At 60.3% G+C, this 21,226-nt stretch carries 19 protein-coding genes; 13 read left to right on the plus strand and 6 right to left on the minus strand.

Annotation, left to right across the window (positions count from 1 at the left end):
- The first annotated feature begins 23 nt into the window (after positions 1-23).
- From U4Z31_RS17855 to U4Z31_RS17870, 4 genes are all read left to right on the plus strand, one after another.
- Positions 24-194 carry a hypothetical protein gene (locus U4Z31_RS17855; RefSeq protein WP_044848668.1) on the plus strand — a complete coding sequence of 57 codons (171 nt, stop codon included), beginning with the start codon at positions 24-26 and terminating at the stop codon, positions 192-194.
- A 123-nt stretch (positions 195-317) separates the two neighbouring features.
- Positions 318-566 carry a DUF2795 domain-containing protein gene (locus U4Z31_RS17860; protein WP_006756942.1) on the plus strand — a complete coding sequence of 83 codons (249 nt, stop codon included), beginning with the start codon at positions 318-320 and terminating at the stop codon, positions 564-566.
- Between the two features lie 110 nt (positions 567-676).
- A complete protein-coding gene (locus U4Z31_RS17865) occupies positions 677-2,035 on the plus strand; it encodes a GGDEF domain-containing protein (protein ID WP_044848667.1) in 1,359 nt (452 codons plus the stop codon).
- A gap of 149 nt (positions 2,036-2,184) precedes the next feature.
- Positions 2,185-2,319: a hypothetical protein gene (locus U4Z31_RS17870; RefSeq protein ID WP_257773917.1), complete on the plus strand. Its 135-nt coding sequence runs from the start codon at positions 2,185-2,187 to the stop codon at positions 2,317-2,319.
- A gap of 84 nt (positions 2,320-2,403) precedes the next feature.
- On the opposite strand, the gene U4Z31_RS17875 is transcribed toward U4Z31_RS17870, so the two are convergent.
- Together U4Z31_RS17875 and mnmE are read right to left on the minus strand one after the other, a co-directional pair.
- Positions 2,404-2,811 carry a DUF6678 family protein gene (locus U4Z31_RS17875; protein WP_321810972.1) on the minus strand — a complete coding sequence of 136 codons (408 nt, stop codon included), beginning with the start codon at positions 2,809-2,811 and terminating at the stop codon, positions 2,404-2,406.
- A 90-nt stretch (positions 2,812-2,901) separates the two neighbouring features.
- The gene (mnmE, locus tag U4Z31_RS17880) at positions 2,902-4,296 is read right to left on the minus strand and encodes a tRNA uridine-5-carboxymethylaminomethyl(34) synthesis GTPase MnmE (protein WP_321810973.1); all 1,395 of its coding nucleotides are present in this window, start codon (positions 4,294-4,296) and stop codon (positions 2,902-2,904) included.
- A gap of 338 nt (positions 4,297-4,634) precedes the next feature.
- Here mnmE and U4Z31_RS17885 point away from each other — a divergent pair, with 338 nt between their 5' ends.
- Positions 4,635-5,072: a helix-turn-helix domain-containing protein gene (locus U4Z31_RS17885; protein WP_124486743.1), complete on the plus strand. Its 438-nt coding sequence runs from the start codon at positions 4,635-4,637 to the stop codon at positions 5,070-5,072.
- A 120-nt stretch (positions 5,073-5,192) separates the two neighbouring features.
- Here U4Z31_RS17885 and yidC read toward each other — a convergent pair whose 3' ends face one another.
- From yidC to rpmH, 4 genes are all read right to left on the minus strand, one after another.
- Positions 5,193-6,848, minus strand: a complete 1,656-nt coding sequence (gene yidC, locus U4Z31_RS17890) for a membrane protein insertase YidC (RefSeq protein ID WP_124486744.1) — start codon at positions 6,846-6,848, stop codon at positions 5,193-5,195.
- Positions 6,849-6,856: 8 nt separating this feature from the next.
- Positions 6,857-7,123, minus strand: a complete 267-nt coding sequence (gene yidD / locus U4Z31_RS17895) for a membrane protein insertion efficiency factor YidD (protein WP_006489939.1) — start codon at positions 7,121-7,123, stop codon at positions 6,857-6,859.
- A gap of 75 nt (positions 7,124-7,198) precedes the next feature.
- Positions 7,199-7,660, minus strand: a complete 462-nt coding sequence (gene rnpA / locus U4Z31_RS17900; protein WP_021157986.1) for a ribonuclease P protein component — start codon at positions 7,658-7,660, stop codon at positions 7,199-7,201.
- 15 nt (positions 7,661-7,675) lie between these two features.
- Positions 7,676-7,810 carry a 50S ribosomal protein L34 gene (rpmH, locus tag U4Z31_RS17905; RefSeq protein WP_004198824.1) on the minus strand — a complete coding sequence of 45 codons (135 nt, stop codon included), beginning with the start codon at positions 7,808-7,810 and terminating at the stop codon, positions 7,676-7,678.
- A 421-nt stretch (positions 7,811-8,231) separates the two neighbouring features.
- Here rpmH and dnaA point away from each other — a divergent pair, with 421 nt between their 5' ends.
- From dnaA to U4Z31_RS17945, 8 genes are all read left to right on the plus strand, one after another.
- On the plus strand, positions 8,232-9,815 hold the full coding sequence (gene dnaA, locus U4Z31_RS17910) for a chromosomal replication initiator protein DnaA (protein WP_321810974.1): 1,584 nt from the start codon (positions 8,232-8,234) through the stop codon (positions 9,813-9,815).
- A gap of 168 nt (positions 9,816-9,983) precedes the next feature.
- Entirely contained in the window at positions 9,984-11,090 is a 1,107-nt protein-coding gene (gene dnaN, locus U4Z31_RS17915) for a DNA polymerase III subunit beta (protein ID WP_006756934.1), read from the plus strand.
- 193 nt (positions 11,091-11,283) lie between these two features.
- Complete coding sequence (gene gyrB, locus U4Z31_RS17920; protein ID WP_321810980.1) at positions 11,284-13,758, plus strand: DNA topoisomerase (ATP-hydrolyzing) subunit B; 2,475 nt, start codon at positions 11,284-11,286, stop codon at positions 13,756-13,758.
- A 535-nt stretch (positions 13,759-14,293) separates the two neighbouring features.
- Entirely contained in the window at positions 14,294-15,661 is a 1,368-nt protein-coding gene (locus U4Z31_RS17925; protein WP_321810975.1) for a hypothetical protein, read from the plus strand.
- Positions 15,661-16,974: a DNA adenine methylase gene (locus U4Z31_RS17930; protein WP_321810976.1), complete on the plus strand. Its 1,314-nt coding sequence runs from the start codon at positions 15,661-15,663 to the stop codon at positions 16,972-16,974. Before U4Z31_RS17925 ends, U4Z31_RS17930 begins: the two co-directional genes overlap by 1 nt.
- Complete coding sequence (locus U4Z31_RS17935; RefSeq protein WP_321810977.1) at positions 16,961-18,763, plus strand: McrB family protein; 1,803 nt, start codon at positions 16,961-16,963, stop codon at positions 18,761-18,763. Before U4Z31_RS17930 ends, U4Z31_RS17935 begins: the two co-directional genes overlap by 14 nt.
- Positions 18,764-18,801: 38 nt before the next feature.
- Positions 18,802-20,169, plus strand: a complete 1,368-nt coding sequence (locus U4Z31_RS17940) for a 5-methylcytosine restriction system specificity protein McrC (protein ID WP_321810978.1) — start codon at positions 18,802-18,804, stop codon at positions 20,167-20,169.
- 575 nt (positions 20,170-20,744) lie between these two features.
- Entirely contained in the window at positions 20,745-20,990 is a 246-nt protein-coding gene (locus U4Z31_RS17945) for a SymE family type I addiction module toxin (protein WP_321810979.1), read from the plus strand.
- Positions 20,991-21,226 lie beyond the last annotated feature (236 nt).

The raw sequence follows: 21,226 nt of genomic DNA on the forward strand, positions 1-21,226 counted from the left end.
CCTGCCACCGCAAGGAGGCTATCGTGATCGAGCAAGTCATACTCGGCATCTTCCTCGTGCTGCCACTCATGATCGTGGCTGCGCTGTTCTCCGACGAACTGTGGCAGGAACATCGGCGCCAGCATCCGCGCGACGAAAATGCACCGCATATCGACTGGAAGCATCCGTGGCGCCGGGTGCGGCGCGGACACTGAGCCGATCGCCATCCCCGCGGCGCACCCGCGCGGGCGGGGCGCTGCACACGGTGCAAACGGTGCAACCGCTTTCCGCCACGAACCGCCTCGAACCGAATCCCGCCCAACCAGCGAGCCGCCGCCGTGAACGACAAACCCGCTCTCCCTCCGCACGATATCCCCGGCGAAGCGATCGACCTGCAGATTGCCGACGTGCTGGCGGCCGTCCGCTACCCGGCCAACAAGGATGCGATCGTCGACGCCGCACGCGACGCCGGCGCCAGTAACGAAGTGCTGTCGATGCTCGACGGCCTGCCCGAACAGGACTACGCGGACGTCGATGCCGTCACGCGCTGGGTCGCCGGCAACTTCGGCCCCGGCCTCGGTATTTGAGCGCACGCCAATAACGCGATAGGATCGGGCCGCACCGGTTGCGCTGCGGCCGGATGCATGCTGCCCGGCGCCAAGACCGGGCGTGACCGCACGAGTGCCCGGGGGAATCCATGGAAGGCATCCTGATCCAGCATACGACGCGTCGTCAGCTTTGGTTCGGCGCGCTCACGGCACTCGTCATCGTGCTCGCGCTGGCGATCGCCGTGCCGCACGCAAACGTCACGCTGCCGGCCGTCGAGCCGTTCATGCCGATGTGCGCGCTGACCGTGTTCACCACCGCGAGCATCGCCGCCTTCTTCCTCGGCGCGCAGTTCACCGTCACGCGCCAGCCCGTGCTCGGTGCGCTCGGCGGCGCCTATGCGTTCACCGCACTCGCCGTCGCGCTGCAGCTGCTCACCTTCCCCGGCGTGTTCGCGCCGCAAGGCTTGCTCGGCGCGCGTCCGCAAAGCGCCGCGTGGATGTGGGTCTTCTGGCATGCCGGCTTTCCGTGCTTCGTGATGGCCGCGCTGCTCGCGCGCGAGCGGCTCACGCATGCGCCGGTCGGCGCGGCGCAGACGCGCATATGGACCTTCGCGCTGGTCGGCGGCCCGGCCGTCGCGGCCGCGCTGCTGTGCGTGCTCGCGCTGAACGTGGCGCTGCCGCCCGCGTTCCATCCGCCGGGCGACACAGCCGCGCTGCCCGTCAACGGGATCGCGCTGGTCGTGTGGTTGCTCAATGCGCTCGCGCTCGTCGCCGTGCTGGCTTCCGGCCGACTGCGCACGACGCTCGACCTGTGGCTCGCGATCGCGGTGCTCGCCTGCCTCACCGACACGACGCTGAACCTGCTGACCACGAGCCGCTTCACGGTCGGCTGGTATCTCGCACGCGTGTTCAGCATGTTCACGCCGGGCGTGCTGGTGTGCGTGCTCGCCTGGGAAGTGACGAAGCTGTATCAGCAGCTGTTCGAGGCGCATGCGACGCTGGTTCGTTCGTCCGCGCGCGACGGGCTGACCGGCGCGTTCAATCGCAGCCACTTCAACGATCACTTCCACACGCTGTTCCTGCAGGCGCGGCGGCAAGGCGAGCCGTTGTCGCTGCTGATGGTCGACGTCGATCACTTCAAGGCGTACAACGACGCGTTCGGTCACGTGAAGGGCGACGCGTGCCTGATCGCGGTCGCGAATGCGCTGGCCGGCGCGGTGCGGCGGCCGGCCGATATCGTCGCGCGCTACGGCGGCGAGGAGTTTGCCATCGTGCTGCCGAACACCGGCGCGCGCGGGGCACGGGTCGTTGCCGAGGAAGCGCGCGAAGCGGTGCTGCGGATCGATCTCGCGATGCCCGGGTCGCCGGCCGGGCGCGTGAGCGTCAGCGTCGGTTGCGCGACCGTGTCGGCCGACGACCTGTCGACGCCCGATGCGTTGATCGAAGCCGCCGATGCCGCGCTGTATCGTGCGAAGGATGCGGGGAGAAACCGCGTCGTGGCGGCGTGAAAACGTCTGCGGATTGGGGATTTGTTACGGTCATTGTGACCGGAATAATCCGCCGTTACGGATTGCCGCGCCGGGAAACGATCGCTTACAGCCGGTGTTGAAGGCGCTCGCTATGCTGGGTTCATGTCGAATCCGAGCAGGTGAGCGTGATGAAGAAAACCCTTTTGCTGATTGCCGGTGTCGCCGTGCTGTTGAGCGGCTGCATCGTGGTGCCGGATGGCGGCGGGTATGGGTATTACGGTGATGGCGGGTATTACCACCATCATCATCGGCATTGGGATTGATGCATTCCACCCCGGCTGTCGCGACGACACCGTCCGGATCAGTCGATTGATCCGGACCGCTGAGGACGGCAGCTGCGTCCTTCCTCAACGAGCCGTCGGAAAGTCTTCGTACGACTTCGGCCCATATCCCCAGATTCTCACCACCTCGCATCTGGCCTCGAACTCGAAGCCGATCTCTGCAAGCTTTCCCAACACTCGCGCGGATTGGTCCGCCGCTTGATGCCTGGCGGACGCCTGGGCATTCAACCCGATGTCGAACCATTCGACGCCCACGAACGGGAATGGCAGATGGTAGAACCACTCGACGTCCCAATCCGTCACATGACCATTGACCCACTTTGACCGGTACGAAGGCCGCCACCCGCTCAGATCGCGCACGAAGGTAATCAGCTCGTTCCACTTGGTGTCGTTGGCCAGCGAGCCGGCAAATTTCCGACGCGCGAGGGCTGCGACTTTTTCCTTGTCCATGCCGCGCGGCACGGCGTCCGCCATTGGAAAGGCACTCATCTCGGAACGTGGGTCGATGTGGAAAAGGGAAAACAGCGGGAATTCGAAGCGCCGGTATTCCGTTGAAATGCCCGCTTACTTCCCGATGCAGAACCTGCTGAAAATCACCCCCAGCAGATCATCCGAAGTAAACTCGCCGGTAATCGCATTGAGTTGCTCCTGCGCGAGCCGCAGTTCCTCCGCAAACAGATCGAGCGATTGCGCGCGCTGCTCGGCATGATCCGCCGCCTGCGCCAGATGCTCCTGCGCAGCCCGCAGCGCAATCAAATGCCGCTCGCGCGCCAGATAGACGCCTTCGGCGCCCGCCTGCCACCCCGCGATCCGCAGCAGCTCCGCGCGCAGCATGTCGATGCCGTCGCCGCGCTTGGCCGACAGATGCACCTCGGTCAGGTCGCCTTCGGCCGCCGGATGCTCGACGCACGCCGGCACGCCGGTGAGGTCCGTCTTGTTCAACACCCGCACCACCGGCACACCATCCGGGAACCGCGCCGCAATCGTCTCGTCGTCCGCCGTCATCCCCGTGCGCGAATCGAGCAGATGCAGCACGACGTCCGCGCGCTCGATCTCGCTCCACGTGCGCGCAATCCCGATCCGCTCGACTTCGTCCTCCGTCTCGCGCAGCCCGGCCGTATCGATGATGTGCAGCGGAATCCCTTCGACCTGGATCGTCTGCGCGACCTTGTCGCGCGTCGTGCCCGCGATCGGCGTGACGATCGCCAGCTCCGCGCCGGCGAGCGCATTCAGCAGCGACGACTTGCCGACGTTCGGCTGCCCCGCGAGCACGACCGACAACCCTTCGCGCAGCAGCGCGCCCTGCCGCGCGTCACCGAGCACGTGCGCCAGTTGCTCGCGGATCCTCCCGAGCTTGCCGCGCGCATCGGCCGCTTCCAGGAAGTCGATTTCCTCTTCCGGGAAATCGAGCGTCGCCTCGACCAGCATCCGCAGCGTGATCACGTCCTCGACGAGCGCGTGGATCTGCCGCGAGAACGCGCCGTCGAGCGAGCGCCCGGCCGAGCGCGCCGCCGCTTCGGTACTCGCCTCGATCAGGTCGGCGACGGCCTCGGCCTGCGCGAGATCGAGCTTGTCGTTCAGGAACGCGCGCCGCGTGAACTCGCCCGGTTCCGCGAGCCGCAGCCCGAACGCGCGCCCCGCATCGAGGCAACGCTGCAACAGCAGCTGCATCACGATCGGCCCGCCGTGCCCCTGCAACTCGAGCACGTGCTCGCCGGTGTACGAATGCGGCGCGGGGAAATACAGCGCGATTCCGCGGTCGAGCGGCGCGCCGTGCTCGTCGAGGAACGGCACGTAGCTCGCATGACGCGGCGCGAGCCGCTGCCCGCACAACGCGTCGATCAGCGGCAGCGCGGCCGCCTCGCCGCCGCGCCCGAACGACACGCGGACGACGCCGATGCCCCCCCGGCCGGCAGCAGTGGCAATGGCGACGATCGGATCGGAATCGGTAGCGAGCATGGGAATCGGATGAATCGGGTGAACAGAGCGTCAATGGTGCGCCCGCACAACAGTTCGGGCATCGGGACGCCGGCATTGTAGCCTGCCGGCCCGCACGCCACCGGACACCCGATCGGCGTCGAACTTACCCGAATTTATCCCGACGGGGATAAGTCGAGTATCAATGCCGGACAATCACGTCCTGTCCATTTCGGACGAGTATGCCTTTCCGAACGGTCCGACACTGCGGCCCCCAATTCCGCCGCACGGTCCACGGCAGGTTGAGATTCGTCCGAACAGGCTATGTTTAGCCTATATGGTTGTCTGAGACGTGTCGGCGGAATTGCACAATCACCCCCATGCCGACACCCGAAGAAAAAGCAGCGTTCTCGGAACGCCTGAAATTCGCCTTGCGGCGCAGCCCGGACAAGGTCACCGGCGCGACGGAACTCGCGAACCGGTTCAATCTGCGTCACCGCGGTGCGCAGCCGGTTTCGCCGCAAACCGCGCACAAATGGCTGACGGGCCGCACGATTCCGACGCCGGACAAACTCGAAACGCTCGCCGACTGGTTGCGCGTCGAACTGCATTGGCTGCATTACGGGCCGTCGCCGAGCGTGACCGAACACACGACGCCGCAACCGCTGCCGCGCGACGAGCGTTATCCGCCGACGCCCGAGACGATCGAACTCGCGTCGAAGATCGAGGCGCTGCCGCCGCATCAGCGTTACCTCGTTCAGGAACTGATCGAGCAGTTCTACGGCGGCGACACGAAAATCGAAGCGAAGAAGGCCTGAACGGCAGCGGTCCACGTCCCCGCGCCGCCCCCGCCAGAAACAAAAAAGCCGCATGGATGAAACCATGCGGCTTTTTTGCGTGCATCGCGGGCGGCTGGCCGCCCGCGTGTGTCACGGGCGTCAGGCCTTCTTGCCGCCGCCGAGCTTGCGCGTGATGTAGTACTGCTGCGCGATCGACAGCACGTTGTTCACGACGTAGTACAGCACCAGGCCGGCCGGGAAGAAGAAGAACATCACCGAGAACGCGATCGGCATGAACTTCATCATCTTCGCCTGGACCGGGTCCGGCGGCGTCGGATTCAGGCTCGTCTGCACGAACATCGAGACGGCCATCAGCACCGGCAGGATGAAGAACGGATCGCGCTGCGACAGGTCGTGAATCCACAGAATCCACGGCGCGCCGCGCATTTCGACCGACGCGAGCAGCACCCAGTACAGCGAGATGAACACCGGGATCTGGATCACGACCGGCAGGCAGCCGCCGAACGGATTGACCTTCTCGGTCTTGTACAGCTCCATCAGCGCGGCGTTCATCTTCTGCGGATCGCTCTTGAAGCGTTCGCGCAGCGCCTGCATGCGCGGCGTGATTTCCTTCATGCGCGCCATCGACTTGTAGCTGGCCGCCGACAGCGGGAAGAACACGGCCTTGATCAGCACCGTCAGCAGCACGATCGCCCAGCCCCAGTTGCCGACGAAGCCGTGGATCTTCTCGAGCAGCCAGAACAGCGGCTTCGCGATGATCGTCACCCAGCCGTAGTCCTTCACGAGTTCCAGGCCCGGCGCGACGCCTTCGAGCATGCGCTCTTCTTCCGGACCGGCGAACAGGCGTGCCTGCACGTCGGCCGACTGGCCCGGCGCAATGGCTGCGACCGGTTGCTTCACGCCGACGCGATACAGCGTCGGATCGATCTTTTCAGCGTAGATGTCGCGCTTCACGCCCTGCTGCGGAATCCAGGCCGACGCGAAGTAGTGCTGCACCATCGCGACCCAGCCGTTGTCGGCGGAGTTCACGAAGTCGGCCTTGTTCTTGTCGAGGTCGCTGAAGTTGATCTTCTGGAAGTGCTTCGCGTCCGTGTAGACCGCCGGCCCGAGGAACGTATGCGAGAACATCGGCGTTTCGACGGCCGTGTTGTCGCGGACGAGCTCCATGTAGACCGTCGGCGTGACCGGTGCCGTCCCGACGTTGTCGATCTTGGTGTCGACGCCGATCACGTAGCTGCCGCGCGTGAACGTGTAGGTCTTCACGACCTTCACGCCGCCCTTCACCGGCGATTCGAACGACAGCTTCAGCGTGTTCTGGTCACCCGTCAGCGACGTCGGGCCCGCGTTGACCTGCGTGTAGACGTCGTTGTGGTTCGGGAAGTCGCCGCCGAGCAGGCCCGAGCGCGCGAGATACGTGTGGCCGGCCGTATGGTCGAACAGCGTGATGTACAGGTCGGGCTGCTTGCCGTCGCCCTGCTTCTTCAGCGTCAGCTTCGCGAGCGTGCCGCCGCGCGTGTCGATTTCGCCGTCATACACGTCGGTCGAGAACTTCACGAGCTGCGCCTGCGCGGCCGGTGCCGTCGTCGACGGTGCGGTGCCTGCGGCTGCCGCAGGCGCGTCACCTGCGGTCGTCGTCGCGCCCGTGCCCGATGCACCGCCCGCAGCCGCGGGGGCCGTTTGCGTGGCGCTCGGGAAGAACATCGACGGGCGTCCATGGTCGCGCTGCCAGTTGTCGTACAGCATGACAGCTGACATGAAGAAGATCACCCATAGGACGGTGCGTTTGATATCCATGCGTTGTCTCAGAGTCGATGGGACCGCGCGTCGGCTTCGCCGCGAGCGCGAGTGTCGGAGTTGGGCGGCGGGACGAGGTCGATGCCGCCCGCGGAAAACGGATGGCATCGGCACACGCGCCTGACGGCGAGATACGTGCCGCGCGCGGCGCCATGATACTGGATTGCCTCGCGCGCGTAATCCGAACAGGAAGGATAAAAACGGCAACGGTTGCCGAGCATCGGGCTCACGGCAACCTTGTAGAAGCGCAGCAAGGCGATCAATACCGTTTTCATACCTTGGGCGGCGCCGTAAGACGCCGCTTCAAAACCGGCCGGGCAGGCGCGAACGCCGCACCGGACACGGATGCGTCACTCGGACGCGGGCTTCGACGCACGGCGGGCGATTTCCCGGACGGCCCTGTCGAGCAGTTCGCGGATCTCGGCCGCGCACATCGCCGCGAGCGGGGCGGAAGCCGCGCTCGGCAGCGCTTTCTTGTCGAAGCGCGTGTGCTGCCGCAGCAGCAGGTCGTAACCGGCGAATTCGGCCCGGCGCAGGCGAAACGCATCGCGCGCCAGCCGCTTCACGAGGTTACGTGTTACTGCACGCGGCGCATACTTCTTGCCGACGACGAGCCCCAGACGCGCGGGCTGACCGGTCGGCTTGCCGTAGATCACGAAGTGCGCGGAGCGCCGCCAGGGGCGCAAACGAAAAACGGATGAAAATTCATCCGTTTTCAGAAGTCGCGCAGCTTTCGGGAAGGCGGCTTTCGTCTGCGACGGATTCGCACCCGGCTCGACGGCACCTTCCGCAGGACTGCGGACGGCGGACACAGCGCGCAACCTGCCTTAGATGGCGAGGCGCTTGCGGCCCTTCGCGCGGCGAGCGTTGATGACCTTGCGGCCACCTGCCGTCTTCATGCGGACACGGAAGCCATGGGTGCGCTTGCGGCGCGTCACGGACGGTTGGTAAGTACGTTTCATGATGTTCTCACTTGTTCGAGAATGTCGAAATTCAGGGGACCGCGTGCCCTTAACCGGAGGCATTCGGGCGAACGCAATCGCCGGGAATACAGGATTGGTTTTCGCGGAACCCGCTATTTAAACCGTTTTTCTCTTGACGGTCAATACTTTAGGAGTCGCTCGCCTGTGCCGGCCCGCGCCGATCCGGCCCCGCGACCCACAATCCCGGCCTGTGGATAACTCGCGCTGTGGCCGCGTTTGGCGGTAGAATCTCGCCTTATCTCCAAGAATCCCGCACGCCGCCTCGGCCCGCGCCTGTCCCTCCAACACTGTGACGCAGGCGTCCGAGGCACGCTCGCACGACCGCTTCGGGCCTTGTTGCGCAACCGCGACAAGGGCGCCGGCGAGCCGCGCTGTGCACGCAAAAAACGACAGTTACTTGATGAACGATTTCTGGCAACACTGTTCCGCACTGCTGGAGCGCGAGTTGACGCCCCAGCAGTACGTGACGTGGATCAAACCCTTGGCCCCGGTGGCCTTCGATGCGTCGGCGAACACGCTGTCCATCGCCGCGCCGAACCGCTTCAAGCTGGACTGGGTCAAGAGCCAGTTTTCGGGACGGATCTCCGATCTGGCCCGCGAATTCTGGAACACGCCGATCGAAGTCCAGTTCGTCCTCGATCCCAAGGCAGGCATGCGCAGCGCCGCGGCCAGCGCCGCACCGGGCGCAGCCGCGCCGCGTGCGCCGCTCGCACCGAGCGGCCCGGCCGCCACGGTGGCCGCGATCGCCGCCAATCTGACCGCGAATGCATCGGCTGCACCGAGCGCGCCGGCCGACGTGCCGATGACGCCGTCGGCGGCTGCCGCACATCACCTGAACGCCGACGACGCCGACATCGACCTGCCGAGCCTGCCCGCGCACGAAGCGGCGGCCGGCCGCCGCACGTGGCGTCCGGGCCCCGGTGCGGCGCCCGCGAACGGCGGCGAAGCCGATTCGATGTACGAGCGCTCGAAGCTGAACCCCGTGCTCACGTTCGACAACTTCGTGACCGGTAAGGCGAACCAGCTCGCGCGCGCCGCCGCGATCCAGGTCGCGGACAACCCGGGCATCTCGTACAACCCGCTGTTCCTGTACGGCGGCGTCGGCCTCGGCAAGACCCACCTGATCCACGCGATCGGCAACCAGCTGCTGCTCGACAAGGCCGGCGCGCGGATCCGCTACATCCATGCGGAACAGTACGTGTCCGACGTGGTGAAGGCGTACCAGCGCAAGGCGTTCGACGACTTCAAGCGCTACTACCACTCGCTCGACCTGCTGCTGATCGACGATATCCAGTTCTTCTCCGGCAAGTCGCGCACGCAAGAGGAATTCTTCTACGCGTTCGAGGCGCTGGTCGCGAACAAGGCGCAGGTGATCATCACCAGCGACACGTATCCGAAGGAAATCTCGGGCATCGACGATCGCCTGATCTCGCGCTTCGACTCGGGCCTCACCGTCGCGATCGAGCCGCCCGAGCTCGAAATGCGCGTCGCGATCCTGATGCGCAAGGCGCAGTCGGAAGGCGTGAACCTGTCGGAAGACGTCGCGTTCTTCGTCGCGAAGCACCTGCGCTCGAACGTGCGCGAGCTCGAAGGCGCGCTGCGCAAGATCCTCGCGTATTCGAAGTTCCACGGCCGCGAGATCTCGATCGAGCTGACCAAGGAAGCGCTGAAGGATCTGCTGACCGTGCAGAACCGGCAGATTTCGGTCGAGAACATCCAGAAGACCGTCGCCGACTTCTACAACATCAAGGTCGCCGACATGTATTCGAAGAAGCGCCCCGCGAACATCGCGCGGCCGCGGCAGATCGCGATGTATCTCGCGAAGGAACTCACGCAGAAGAGCCTGCCGGAAATCGGCGAGCTGTTCGGCGGGCGCGACCACACCACCGTGCTGCACGCGGTGCGCAAGATCGCCGACGAGCGCAGCAAGGACGCGCAGCTCAACCACGAGCTGCACGTGCTGGAACAGACGCTGAAGGGCTGAGCGCGCGGCGCGCTTGATAATTCGGCCTCCGCCCCAATTTAAGGGGGGCGGTTCGGTTTTGAGGCACAATACTGGTTTGACCGCCCCGGTGGTGGCGGGCCAAGAGCCCGGCCGGCGGGGCGCTGCGAGGCTGCTGCGCTGCAGGCCGTTACTCAACGAAGGAACTCTATGCAACTGGTCAAGACCGAACGAGACACCCTCCTCAGGCCGCTGCAAACGGTCAGCGGCATCGTCGAACGCCGCCATACGTTGCCGATCCTCGCCAACCTGCTGATCACCAAGAACGGCCCGGACGTTTCGTTCCTGTCGACCGACCTGGAGCTGCAGATCACCACGCGCGCCGATTTCGGCGTCGGCGGCGACCAGGTCGCGACCACCGTCGCGGCGCGCAAGCTGCTCGACATCCTGCGCGCGATGCCTGACGGCCAGGTCACGCTGTCGCTCGCCGACAAGCGCCTCACCGTTCAATCGGGCAAGAGCCGTTTCGCACTGCAGACGCTGGCGGCCGACGAGTTCCCGACCGTCGCGCAGGCGAAGGATTTCGGCGCGACCCTGACCGTCCCGCAGAAGTCGTTCCGCCAGCTGCTCGGCATGGTCCACTTCGCGATGGCGCAGCAGGACATCCGCTACTACCTGAACGGCATGCTGCTCGTCGTCGACGGCGACCAGCTGATGGCCGTGGCCACCGACGGCCACCGCCTCGCGTTCTCGTCGATGAAGCTCGAAGGCGGCACGTTCGGCCGCCAGGAAGTCATCGTGCCGCGCAAGACGATTCTCGAGCTGCAGCGCCTGCTCGAAGACATCGACGACACCGTCACCATCGACATCGCGCAAACCCAGGCCAAGTTCACGTTCGGCCAGGTCGAGCTCGTGTCGAAACTCGTCGAGGGCAAGTTCCCCGACTTCCAGCGCGTGATCCCGAAGGCGCACAAGAACACGTTCGAGATCGGCCGTGAAGAACTGCAGCGTTCGCTGCAGCGCGCGGCCATCCTGACCTCGGACAAGTTCAAGGGCGTGCGCTGCATCATCGCGCCGGGCCAGCTGAAGATCATGTCGACCAACGCCGATCAGGAAGAGGCGCAGGAAGAACTGGAAATCGCCTACCAGGGCGATACCGTCGACATCGGCTTCAACGTCACGTATCTGCTCGACGTGCTCGCGAACCTGAAGGTCGACACCGTGCAGGTGAGCCTCGGCGACGCCAGCTCGAGCGCGCTGATTACCGTGCCCGAGAACGACGAGTTCAAGTATGTCGTGATGCCGATGCGCATCTGACGCGCACGACATCAAGACACACACCAGGGGGCGGCAAGCCCCTTTGGCGTTTTTATGGCGAACCGACAACCCGTCCCTTTGGTGCCTTTTCGGCGCCTGGGGCGGGCCAGGAAACTGGAGCGGCCCGGCGATTTCTCTCGCTGAAACGCACCGCGCCGCCACCTGAGTGGCCTCGCAGAACCGGAAGATATCCATGAGTGAACAGCACAATTCGCAACCCGATAACAGCAGCTACGGCGCCTCGTCGATCCAGATCCTCGAAGGTCTGGAAGCGGTGCGCAAGCGCCCCGGGATGTACATCGGCGACACGTCTGACGGCACCGGTCTGCACCACCTCGTGTTCGAGGTGCTCGACAACTCGATCGACGAAGCGTTGGCCGGGTACTGCAACGACATCCACGTGACGATTCACGCCGACAACTCGATTTCCGTGACCGACAACGGCCGCGGGATTCCGACCGACGTGAAGATGAACGACAAGCACGAGCCGAAGCGCAGTGCGGCTGAAATCGTGATGACCGAGCTGCACGCCGGCGGCAAGTTCGACCAGAACAGCTACAAGGTGTCGGGCGGCCTGCACGGCGTGGGCGTGTCGTGCGTGAACGCGCTGTCGAGCTGGCTGCGGCTGACCGTGCGTCGGAACGGCAAGAAGCACTTCATGGAGTTCCATCGCGGCGTCGCGCAGGAGCGCGTGCTCGAGACGGTGGACGGCGTGGAAGTTTCGCCGATGCTGATCACCGGTGACACCGAGAACCGCGGCACCGAAGTGCACTTCATGGCCGATCCGACCATTTTCGGCACGGTCGAGTATCACTACGACATCCTCGCGAAGCGGATGCGTGAACTCTCGTTCCTGAACAACGGCGTGCGGATTCGTCTCACGGACCTGCGCTCGGGCAAGGAAGACGATTTCGCGTTCGCCGGCGGTGTGAAGGGCTTCGTCGAGTTCATCAACAAGACGAAGACCAACCTGCACCCGACGGTGTTCTTCGCCAACGGCGAGAAGGATGGCGTGGGCGTCGAAGTCGCGATGCAGTGGAACGACAGCTACAACGAAAACGTGCTGTGCTTCACGAACAACATTCCGCAGCGCGACGGCGGCACGCACCTGACCGGCCTGCGGGCCGCGATGACGCGCGTCATCAACAAGTACATCACCGACAACGAAATCGCGAAGAAGGCGAAGGTCGAGACGACCGGCGACGACATGCGCGAAGGGCTGTCGTGCGTGCTGTCCGTGAAGGTGCCGGAGCCGAAGTTCAGCTCGCAGACGAAGGACAAGCTGGTTTCGTCCGAGGTTCGTGCGCCGGTTGAAGAGGTTGTGGCGAAGGCGCTGGAAGAATTCCTTTTGGAAACGCCGATCGACGCGAAGATCATCTGCGGGAAGATTGTTGAAGCTGCCCGGGCGCGGGATGCTGCTCGGAAGGCGCGTGAGATGACGCGACGCAAGGGTGTGCTCGATGGCGTCGGCCTGCCGGGCAAGCTCGCGGACTGCCAGGAGAAAGACCCGGCGAAGTGCGAAATCTACATCGTCGAGGGTGACTCGGCAGGTGGCTCGGCGAAGCAAGGGCGTGATCGCAAGTTCCAGGCGATCCTGCCGCTGCGCGGCAAGGTTCTGAACGTCGAAAAGGCACGCTACGACAAGCTGCTGTCGTCGGAACAGATCGTCACGCTCGTGACCGCGCTTGGGTGCGGCATCGGCAAGGAAGACTACAACCTCGACAAGCTGCGCTATCACCGCATCATCATCATGACCGACGCGGACGTCGACGGTGCGCACATCCGGACGCTGCTGCTCACGTTCCTGTATCGCCAGATGCCGGACATGATCGAGCGCGGGTACGTGTATATCGCGCAGCCGCCGCTTTACAAGATCAAGGCGGGCAAGGATGAGCGGTATCTGAAGGATGACGTGGAGCTCAACGCGCATATGCTGCGCTTGGCGCTGCAAGGCTCGGAGCTGGTGCCGGGTGAGAATGCTGCGGCGATTTCGGGCGATGCGCTTGGGGAGTTGGCGCGGTCGTATCTGCTGTCGCAGAGCGTGATCGAGCGGTTGAGCCGGTTGTATGACCCGGCAGCGCTGGAAGCCATCATGGATGGGGTGGTCATCGACCTCTCCACCGAGGCTTCGACCGAGGCTTCGGCGAAGGCTCTGCACGCTGCGTTGCATGACGAGGCTTTGAAGAATGAAGTTCGTGTCGTGCCTTCGTATGACCCGGTTCGCGAACAGCGGTCGCTGCATGTCGAGCGTACGCATCACGGCAACGTGCGGGTTTCGGTCATCGACCAGGAATTCCAGCACACGGCGGATTATCAGCAGCTCGTGACCACTGCGAATACGTTCAAGGGGCTCATCGGGGAAGGTGCGGTCATCAAGCGCGGTGAGCGCAGCATGGCCGTGGCGGACTTCAAGAGCGCGATGAAGTGGCTGCTTGCTGATGCTGAGCGGAACGTGTCGAAGCAACGCTATAAGGGCCTCGGCGAGATGAACCCCGAGCAGCTGTGGGAAACGACGATGGATCCGGCGGTGCGGCGTCTGCTGCGTGTGCAGATCGAAGACGCGATTGCTGCGGATGGGATCTTTACTACCCTCATGGGGGATGATGTCGAGCCGCGGCGGGCGTTTATCGAGAGCAATGCGTTGCGGGCGGGGAATATTGACGTTTGACGCTTAGGCTGCTGTAGATCATCAGAGCCTGTGCGATTCGTGCATCAGCTCGACCTGCGCCCCTCAATACGTAGGTCGAGTGTTCGAGTCACCCGCACTCCACCACTGAATTTTTATTTGAAAATCACGCACTTGTGAGCGATCGCGGTGCTTTTTCCGTCCGTAGCGCATGCGTGCAGGCCTCGAAAACCGGGCCTTTGCCGGAAATCTGCCGAAAGCGATCGCAATCTTTCGCAAAGAATCTGAAACGGTCTGCACCGGTCAGCGCGGCGCATATTTGCGCATAGAAAGCCTCCTGAGAAAGCTCGCTGAAGTAAGAGCAGCAGCCACATTGGGGCCGAACACGGCAGCTCGACTTCCCCTTGCTCGGGCGACTTGCCTCGCTCGCTCATGCGTCCCTAATTGAGGCTTCACCAACTGCTCCTGACAGCACACAGAACATTAGGTCTGCGAGCACGCAATCTGTAGAATCGCTGGGAACTATGTCCATTGAGAAGGGACCGTCTGCTCTCGCCCCTTCCCACAACGCGTACTCATGTTCGAATCAAAAACCTCCTTGTGCGGCGCTTCCGACTCGGTTTCGGCAGACTTGGACAACGCACCGCCCCCTGTCTTTCGCCCAATTCAGTACCTTGGTAGCAAGCTCCGTTCACTACCGACGCTTCTTCAAGCAACGGGTGACCTCTTTGGACCTGACGACGCCGTCTTCGACCTGTTCTCGGGATCCAGCGTTGTCTCACAGGCGTTCGCGCGCAGCGGAGCCTCTGTCCGCTCCGTCGACGCGCTACTGTTCTGTCAGCACCTCGCCGGTGCCATGCTGGGAGTGGGAAAAAGCTCGAACGACGACTCATGCACGGCAGTCGCTGCTGAGATCGTTCAGGCGCTGAAAAACGTCACTTTTCCGAAGGAGATATCGGCGTTCCTTGAGCAGGAATCGAAGGCCCTTTCCCATGGCCCTACAGCGGAACTCGCCCATTTTTACGCTCGTCTACCGCAGGCATGGAGAAATCCTACTGGCATCGTTTGGCTTGCTGACGCCGAGAAGCAAGAAGGCAAACTCGGATTTGATAGCGTCCCCATCGTTGCTTCTTATTACGCAGGGACGTATTTCGGCTTATATCAAGCCCTTTGCTGCGATTACATCAGAAATGAAATCGAGCGTGCGTCAAGTAGAGTCTCTGAATGGGTGCGGGCAGGCCTGTTAACTTCCTTATACTCTGCGATGTCGAAAGCTGTTTGCTCGGCGGGCAAACATTTCGCACAGCCGCTTGGCAAACTGCAAAATGCGAATCCGGGATTTTATCACTCACGCCTGTCCTCCGACAGGCGCATAGATATCGCCGCCGCATTTCTAGATGCTGCACGGAACGTCGATGCTGCCAGTTCGAACACGCCGAACCAGCATATCGCTATTGCAGCTCCAGTCGAAGACGTCTATAACACCATTCGATCGTCTCGCCCCAAGTTAATTTATGCGGATCCGCCCTATACCGCGCAGCAATATTCTCGCTTCTATCATATATTAGAAGTCGTAGCCGATTATCGGGTCCCCAAGCTACAAATGATTGGCGGAAAGGTTACCACTGGAATATACAACGAGGATCGTTATAAATCCGATTTTTCTTCCAAATCCAAAGCAAAATCGGCATTTGCTGAATTGATTACAGCGGCGAAGGACAGCGGAGCATCACTCGTAATGAGCTACTCGTCTTCCGGTGAACGTTCCACCGGAAACGCTCGAATGATTGGGCTGGACGAATTGATTAGCCTCTGCAATGCAAGTTACGGGGTAAAAAAAACCCGGATATCATTGCACGACCACGTCTACCGGCAATTTAATGCAACTGCTTATAGCAATGCGCACCGAAATGACCCCGAGATTCTAATCATGTGCGAGGCGTAATGCTACAAAGATATTTGGGAAATAAAACGTCCCTCACTGGCGAAATTGTGCGGCTTGTCAGTGAACTTTGTCCACTTGGCAGTCACGTCTGTGACGCTTTTGCCGGCTCCTTAGCTGTGAGCGTTGCGCTCAGGCGCTCGGGATATCGCGTTTCTTCGAATGACATTAACTTGCTTTCGTGGGTGTACGGGGTAACGTATCTTGCCAATACCGGACTTCCAGAGATCAATTTCGCTGACTTAATTGGAAGCGGTAAGGTTAGGCGAGATCTGGCCCAACAGACCCGACTCGATATGGGAACGGAACCACCTTACGATCCCGACTTGTGCGTCGATCATTCACTCGTTCAAGATTGGAAAATCTTGATCGCCACGATGTTTAGCAATTACGGTTATCGCGAAATATCTACCAAGGATATTCGCACCGATTTCTTCGACCATTACTGCGAGGCCGGACCCAAAAGTGCCTTTACCAGCAGTCGGGGATCAAGCGGCCGCCGTCGCTTCCTATCGACCGAAAATGCGATAGCTTTAGATCGCGCGATGACTCGCTTGCGAGTATGGTTCCGGACCGGCAGAATCAGTAACCGCGCACGCTGCCTCCTTACATCGTGCCTTCTCGATGCAGTCGAGCGCGTATCAAATATCCAGGGAACTTATCATGATTTCCCTAGAAATTTCTACGATCCTCGCGCACTTAAACCGATCTCCGCGATTCTACCGGAACTGAAGGACATCGTTACCGGGCCCGCCGCAGAAGTAATTGGCAAAGGACGTGACAGTCTTGATTTCGTAGGGGAAATTCCAGCACATTCCGTTTTATATTTAGATCCACCTTATAATTTCAGGCAATATACAGCTTATTACTTCCTACCCAACTTGATTGCAGCCTATCCTGAAATCGAGGATCTAGATTCGTATTTTTCAAATATAAAATATGTTCGCGGGCAAAACATGGAATCTGATTTTAGCTCTACGTTTTGCAGCGCGACGGGATTTTTGCCATCGCTGGAGCGTTTGATTCGCAACGCCGATTGCGAGCATGTGATTCTGAGCTACTTCAACGGAAAAAATCACTGGCATGATTTCAAATCAGGAACGGACGACCAAGGACGCGAACGCTTGGAGGCCTTCTTTTCCGGAGACCTTTTTGAAAGTGATTCGGTGCAATTTTTCCCAGTAGACCGCCTTAACTATCAAAGTTATGGAGGTCATAAGGCGCTGCAATTGACGGAATATTTGTTTGTCGCCAAAAAGAAGAGAAATATTGAGCATAAGAACGGTAAGGAAGAGAGCACATATGCTGTGGTTTGATCCTTTGGTTGGCCAACCTTTCATTGACTGGTTGCGTTCCGTTGTTGAAGCACGGTACACCCCCCAAGTACCCGGTGATCCGTTTGCGACCTCAATGCGGGACTTGGATGATGTCACGCAAGCATTAGCGTCGCTAAAATCGGGGGCATCCGTTGCAGCTCAGCGTGTAACCGACCTACGGGCAGCAAAGCTAGTTTCAACCGGTGAAACGCGCCTCTCGCCTCTCGGCGAAGAGGTGTTGGAGTCATGGCAAAAATTTAACGTCGCGGACGGCACTTACACTAACGAGCTGCCACGTCAACTGCTCTTGGTTTGTTGCGCCCTCTCCTCCGGCGAACCGCACTATCTCGGGATTGCGGACTTTTGGAAAGATAAATGTGAGAGGTATGGGGCCGATGCGTTGTTGGACAACTTGCGTGCGCTGTATCTTCTCACCTATTTTTCGAGGCGGATTGATGGATTCTCACCGATAGATCAGCTTGATGGCTTTTCACCGGTATTCCCGACTTGGGACGCTGTCGCATTACGCACGAAACTCTCAACGATGGTCGGTGCCGGCGACCCAGCGTTGGACGGATTTGATCGGATCGCCGGCGCGATAGAATCAAGCGCTGCTCGCGGTCGTGCGCGGCGGATATTCCTCATTGCGATGTTGCTTGCTCAAGCCACTTCGCGAGAAGCTGCCGAGGCAGGACTCGCGACTTGGAAAATACCACTCACCTCAACAGCCACGGACACAGTGGCCATTCCTGACGATATCAAGGTGCTCTGCCTCAGCATACTTGACGAATATAGAGGTCAGCTGTTCGCCGGTGACTCTCCTTGTCCACCGCACCTCGGAATTCTCATAGAGCGCAAGAACGTAATCATGTTCGGGCCACCGGGAACAGGAAAGACTTACGCTGCCCAGACCATCGCGGAATTTTGGCGCAGCAGGCACGGAGATGAAAGCGTGGTTTCTCTCACGTTCCATCCGTCATACAGCTACGAAGATTTCGTTTGGGGCTGGCGCCCTGACAGGGAAACGAAGGGAACGACTTTTGTGCCACAACTCGGCGCACTGTTGGAAGCCTGTGCGGTGGCGGAAGGAGGAACGCCAACACTTTTGCTGATCGACGAGATCAATCGTGCTGATACGGCCCGGGTCTTCGGCGAACTAATAACGTTTATCGAAGCCGATAAACGTAACGTACCGTTCCGGCTGGCTCAGGATCCGAAGAATCCGAGATCTATACCAGAGAATCTCTACGTACTTGGCACCATGAACACCGCCGACAGAAGCGTTAGCCTGCTGGACGTGGCATTACGTCGGAGATTCGCATTTATTGAATTTGTTCCAGATGATTCTGTTTTCGGCAAGATTGCAGGATGGAGTACCAAAGTCGGCGGTGTAGAAATAGCCTCGGTGATGAATGAGATAAACCGCAGGTTACAAAAGGTTGGAGTTGAGCCGGATAGAGCTATCGGACACGCACTCTTTCGAGTTCGCGATGATGCTGCTTCGCCTGTTGCTGTCCTGAGAAGCAAATTTCAATTCGACATTCACCCACTTGTTGTGGACTATTGCTTCTCCGATCGGTCAAGAGTCTCAGAAGTGCTGGGGCCACTCGTTTCGTCAGACGGACGCTTGCTCAATCTCGGGGAGGCCGACTTCTTAGCGGGGCTGCGGTCCCTATTGGGCCTACCTGTAATATTGCAAGACACTTCGGCACTTGGGGCCGACGATGTAGTTGCGTCGAATGAAGATGCGGTCGGGTCGCCTAGTCAGGCCGATGGCACAAATCAGTAGGACTCTTAATTTACAATTTTCTCAAAATTTAAGGCTGAATGCAGACAATTGTCGTCGACGGTCGTGGGGTACTGGTTCACGCGTTCAATCCACTATCATTGGGCACTGAAGATGAAGTCAGGCTGCGCCGGTTGTTGGACTGGCGCTATGAAGGCGAAGCAGCATGCTATCGGGTTCGTCGACGTCAACCGCACAAAATCGGACGTGTACGCCTCGGAAGCATCGTTTTCTCTGTCGTGCCGGACATGCCCGCACGTGATTTCACAATTTTTTTTCTTTATTCATTGGGCGTTTCAATTAAAAAATTCGCTCACCATGAAACTAGCCCCATAACACTGGCCCTGGCTGACGCGCATGTCGACTTTGACGTGCTGGCTGCGACGTTGATGGCGAGCGCCTGCGAAGACCTCGCACAGCGATATCTAGCACGTACTTATCAAGTCAAACACGAAAAGGTAATTGGAATTCGCGGAGGTATCGATTGGAGTCGCTTCTTTTCGAAGCCTGCGTCGGTCGGAATTCCGTGCACGTTTCCAGAAATCTCTCAAGACAATCTACTGAATCGCGTGGTTCTTGCGGGACTAGAAACAGCCCAAAGATTAAAAATCGATGCTCGTCTGCACCAGCGTCTGAGTAAACTAAGATTCGCATGGGCATCGATAGCGTCAGAACAACATATCCGCTTACAGGATCTTGAAGCTGCTGAAAAGAAAATAAACCGGCTGACCGAACCTTACCGCCTCGTCCTAGCGCTTTGTCGGATGCTAATGTTCGGTTTTGCACCGGAAGATTTGTTTGGTGGTAGAGAGGCCGATTTTCAATGTTTGGAATTTGATCTTTCCCTCATATTTGAACGATTCATCTTGCGTCTAATGAGCGAGGCTTTCTCTGACATACCTATCGCAATCGAATATCAGTTCAGTGAGAAAGATGCTCTCCTAGACGGTTCTGGACAGGTTTATCAAACCACTCGACCGGACTACTTATTGATGCACAAGGGAAGGCCTTTGGCAGTGGTTGATGCAAAGTATAAGCCTCGCTACGTCTTCGCACCGTCCCAGAAACGATTTTCGAAGGAAAACCGATTATCCGAGAACGACATCTATCAAACTTTGTTCTACGCGCAGCGAGCAAAACAACTCGCGCTTGGGCGTCACGTTTTAGCGTTCGTGATTGCACCAAAACTTGATATCGAGTCGGCATTACCAGATGAAGACAAGCGGACAATCAGGTGGGTTCATCCAGGAGAGGAAGAGATAGTGATCCGCGTGCTTGAGGTTGATATCCCTCAAACAGTCCACGCCATCTACAACGACCTACCCATCCCGGAAGGCGGTGTTGGCCGCATCAAGCGGCACCTCAGCGAGGAGCTGGCCGTCATACTGCGAGAAAGGGAAGTGAAGTGAACCGCTGAAAAAGCTCTTTGCGACGTGTCTCGATGTTGTCAGGGACAATCAACCAGAGAAAGGAGATCGCCCGGCAAAATTATTCGTGGAATGCTGATGGCTCAGGAGGCGAAGCTACGGGATCTGCGGTCACCCCAACCTCCCGAGCGACAACCTGGCTGCAGCTGCACCCTGCTCAACTGCTTACGCACATACGAGTCCCCGAGTAGCGTGCTTTCGTCACTGCGAAAGCACTGCAAACTCTGACGACCTCACCCACATCCTGACGTCTATCCAATCGACCCCAAAAAGCCGCAGCAAGCTCTCGCAATCAGTCGATGCTTTGCCGGCTTCCGCCGCACAATAAACGGCAGCACCAACGCCGAGCTGATTTCCTTTGACGCGAAACGAGATTTGGTTAGCTGCGGACCTCGGTCGAGGAGCTATCTTCGGGGACCGCTATCCCGTTCGGCTAGCTCCCTCAACGAGGGTCCATCTTCTAAACTGAACCTGCATCACCGCAAGAAAGCGCGGGCCGCATGGGCTGCCACCCACACGACCCGCTGACCACAACCAACTCACAGCAGGAGTCGGAAATGGCTAACGCCAATCATAAGTCACGCCCCGCCGTAACGGAACGCTTCGTCAAGATTCAAGAGTCAGCACGCCATCACTCCTTGTCTAGAGTCCTCCGCGCCATCAGAGCACACCGGAAACTGAACACAACGTATTACCCGTGGATCAAATTGGCGGGCGTATGGCTTGAGGACGCGGGATTCGAGGCAGGAGAACGCGTTCGGATTACTGTCGAGCACCAGCGACTCATCATCACGCCGATGTGATCGGTGTATTGCCCAGGGTGGGCGTCGCAAGTCACCATCCGTCTAGGTAGCTCGGTGCCCGATACTCTGCACCGTTAGTAACTGTGACAAGGGACGATCGTGCTGCAATCGCAGCGGGCCGGCCACTCAGGCCCGCTGCCATGTAGCCTTTCAGCACGAGCTGCAACCCACGCCAGGCGCACCGCATATTTCCGCCGCGCCAATGCAAAAACCCCCGCCTTTCGGGCGGGGGTTCC

The sequence above is a fragment of the Burkholderia sp. BCC1985 genome (assembly GCF_905339915.1).
In the GTDB taxonomy this organism is placed as follows: Bacteria; Pseudomonadota; Gammaproteobacteria; order Burkholderiales; family Burkholderiaceae; genus Burkholderia.

Excerpts from the sequence above, each read along its gene's own strand:
- U4Z31_RS17865 (WP_044848667.1), top strand. The coding sequence starts at position 677 with ATGGAAGGCATCCTGATCCAGCATACGACGCGTCGTCAGCTTTGGTTC.
- U4Z31_RS17870 (WP_257773917.1), top strand. The coding sequence starts at position 2,185 with ATGAAGAAAACCCTTTTGCTGATTGCCGGTGTCGCCGTGCTGTTGAGC.
- U4Z31_RS17930 (WP_321810976.1), top strand. The coding sequence starts at position 15,661 with ATGCTACAAAGATATTTGGGAAATAAAACGTCCCTCACTGGCGAAATT.
- dnaA (WP_321810974.1), top strand. The coding sequence starts at position 8,232 with ATGAACGATTTCTGGCAACACTGTTCCGCACTGCTGGAGCGCGAGTTG.
- dnaN (WP_006756934.1), top strand. The coding sequence starts at position 9,984 with ATGCAACTGGTCAAGACCGAACGAGACACCCTCCTCAGGCCGCTGCAA.
- gyrB (WP_321810980.1), top strand. The coding sequence starts at position 11,284 with ATGAGTGAACAGCACAATTCGCAACCCGATAACAGCAGCTACGGCGCC.
- yidD (WP_006489939.1), bottom strand. The coding sequence starts at position 7,123 with ATGAAAACGGTATTGATCGCCTTGCTGCGCTTCTACAAGGTTGCCGTG.
- mnmE (WP_321810973.1), bottom strand. The coding sequence starts at position 4,296 with ATGCTCGCTACCGATTCCGATCCGATCGTCGCCATTGCCACTGCTGCC.
- U4Z31_RS17875 (WP_321810972.1), bottom strand. The coding sequence starts at position 2,811 with ATGGCGGACGCCGTGCCGCGCGGCATGGACAAGGAAAAAGTCGCAGCC.
- U4Z31_RS17945 (WP_321810979.1), top strand. The coding sequence starts at position 20,745 with ATGGCTAACGCCAATCATAAGTCACGCCCCGCCGTAACGGAACGCTTC.
- U4Z31_RS17935 (WP_321810977.1), top strand. The coding sequence starts at position 16,961 with ATGCTGTGGTTTGATCCTTTGGTTGGCCAACCTTTCATTGACTGGTTG.
- U4Z31_RS17885 (WP_124486743.1), top strand. The coding sequence starts at position 4,635 with ATGCCGACACCCGAAGAAAAAGCAGCGTTCTCGGAACGCCTGAAATTC.
- U4Z31_RS17925 (WP_321810975.1), top strand. The coding sequence starts at position 14,294 with ATGTTCGAATCAAAAACCTCCTTGTGCGGCGCTTCCGACTCGGTTTCG.
- U4Z31_RS17940 (WP_321810978.1), top strand. The coding sequence starts at position 18,802 with ATGCAGACAATTGTCGTCGACGGTCGTGGGGTACTGGTTCACGCGTTC.
- yidC (WP_124486744.1), bottom strand. The coding sequence starts at position 6,848 with ATGGATATCAAACGCACCGTCCTATGGGTGATCTTCTTCATGTCAGCT.
- rpmH (WP_004198824.1), bottom strand. The coding sequence starts at position 7,810 with ATGAAACGTACTTACCAACCGTCCGTGACGCGCCGCAAGCGCACCCAT.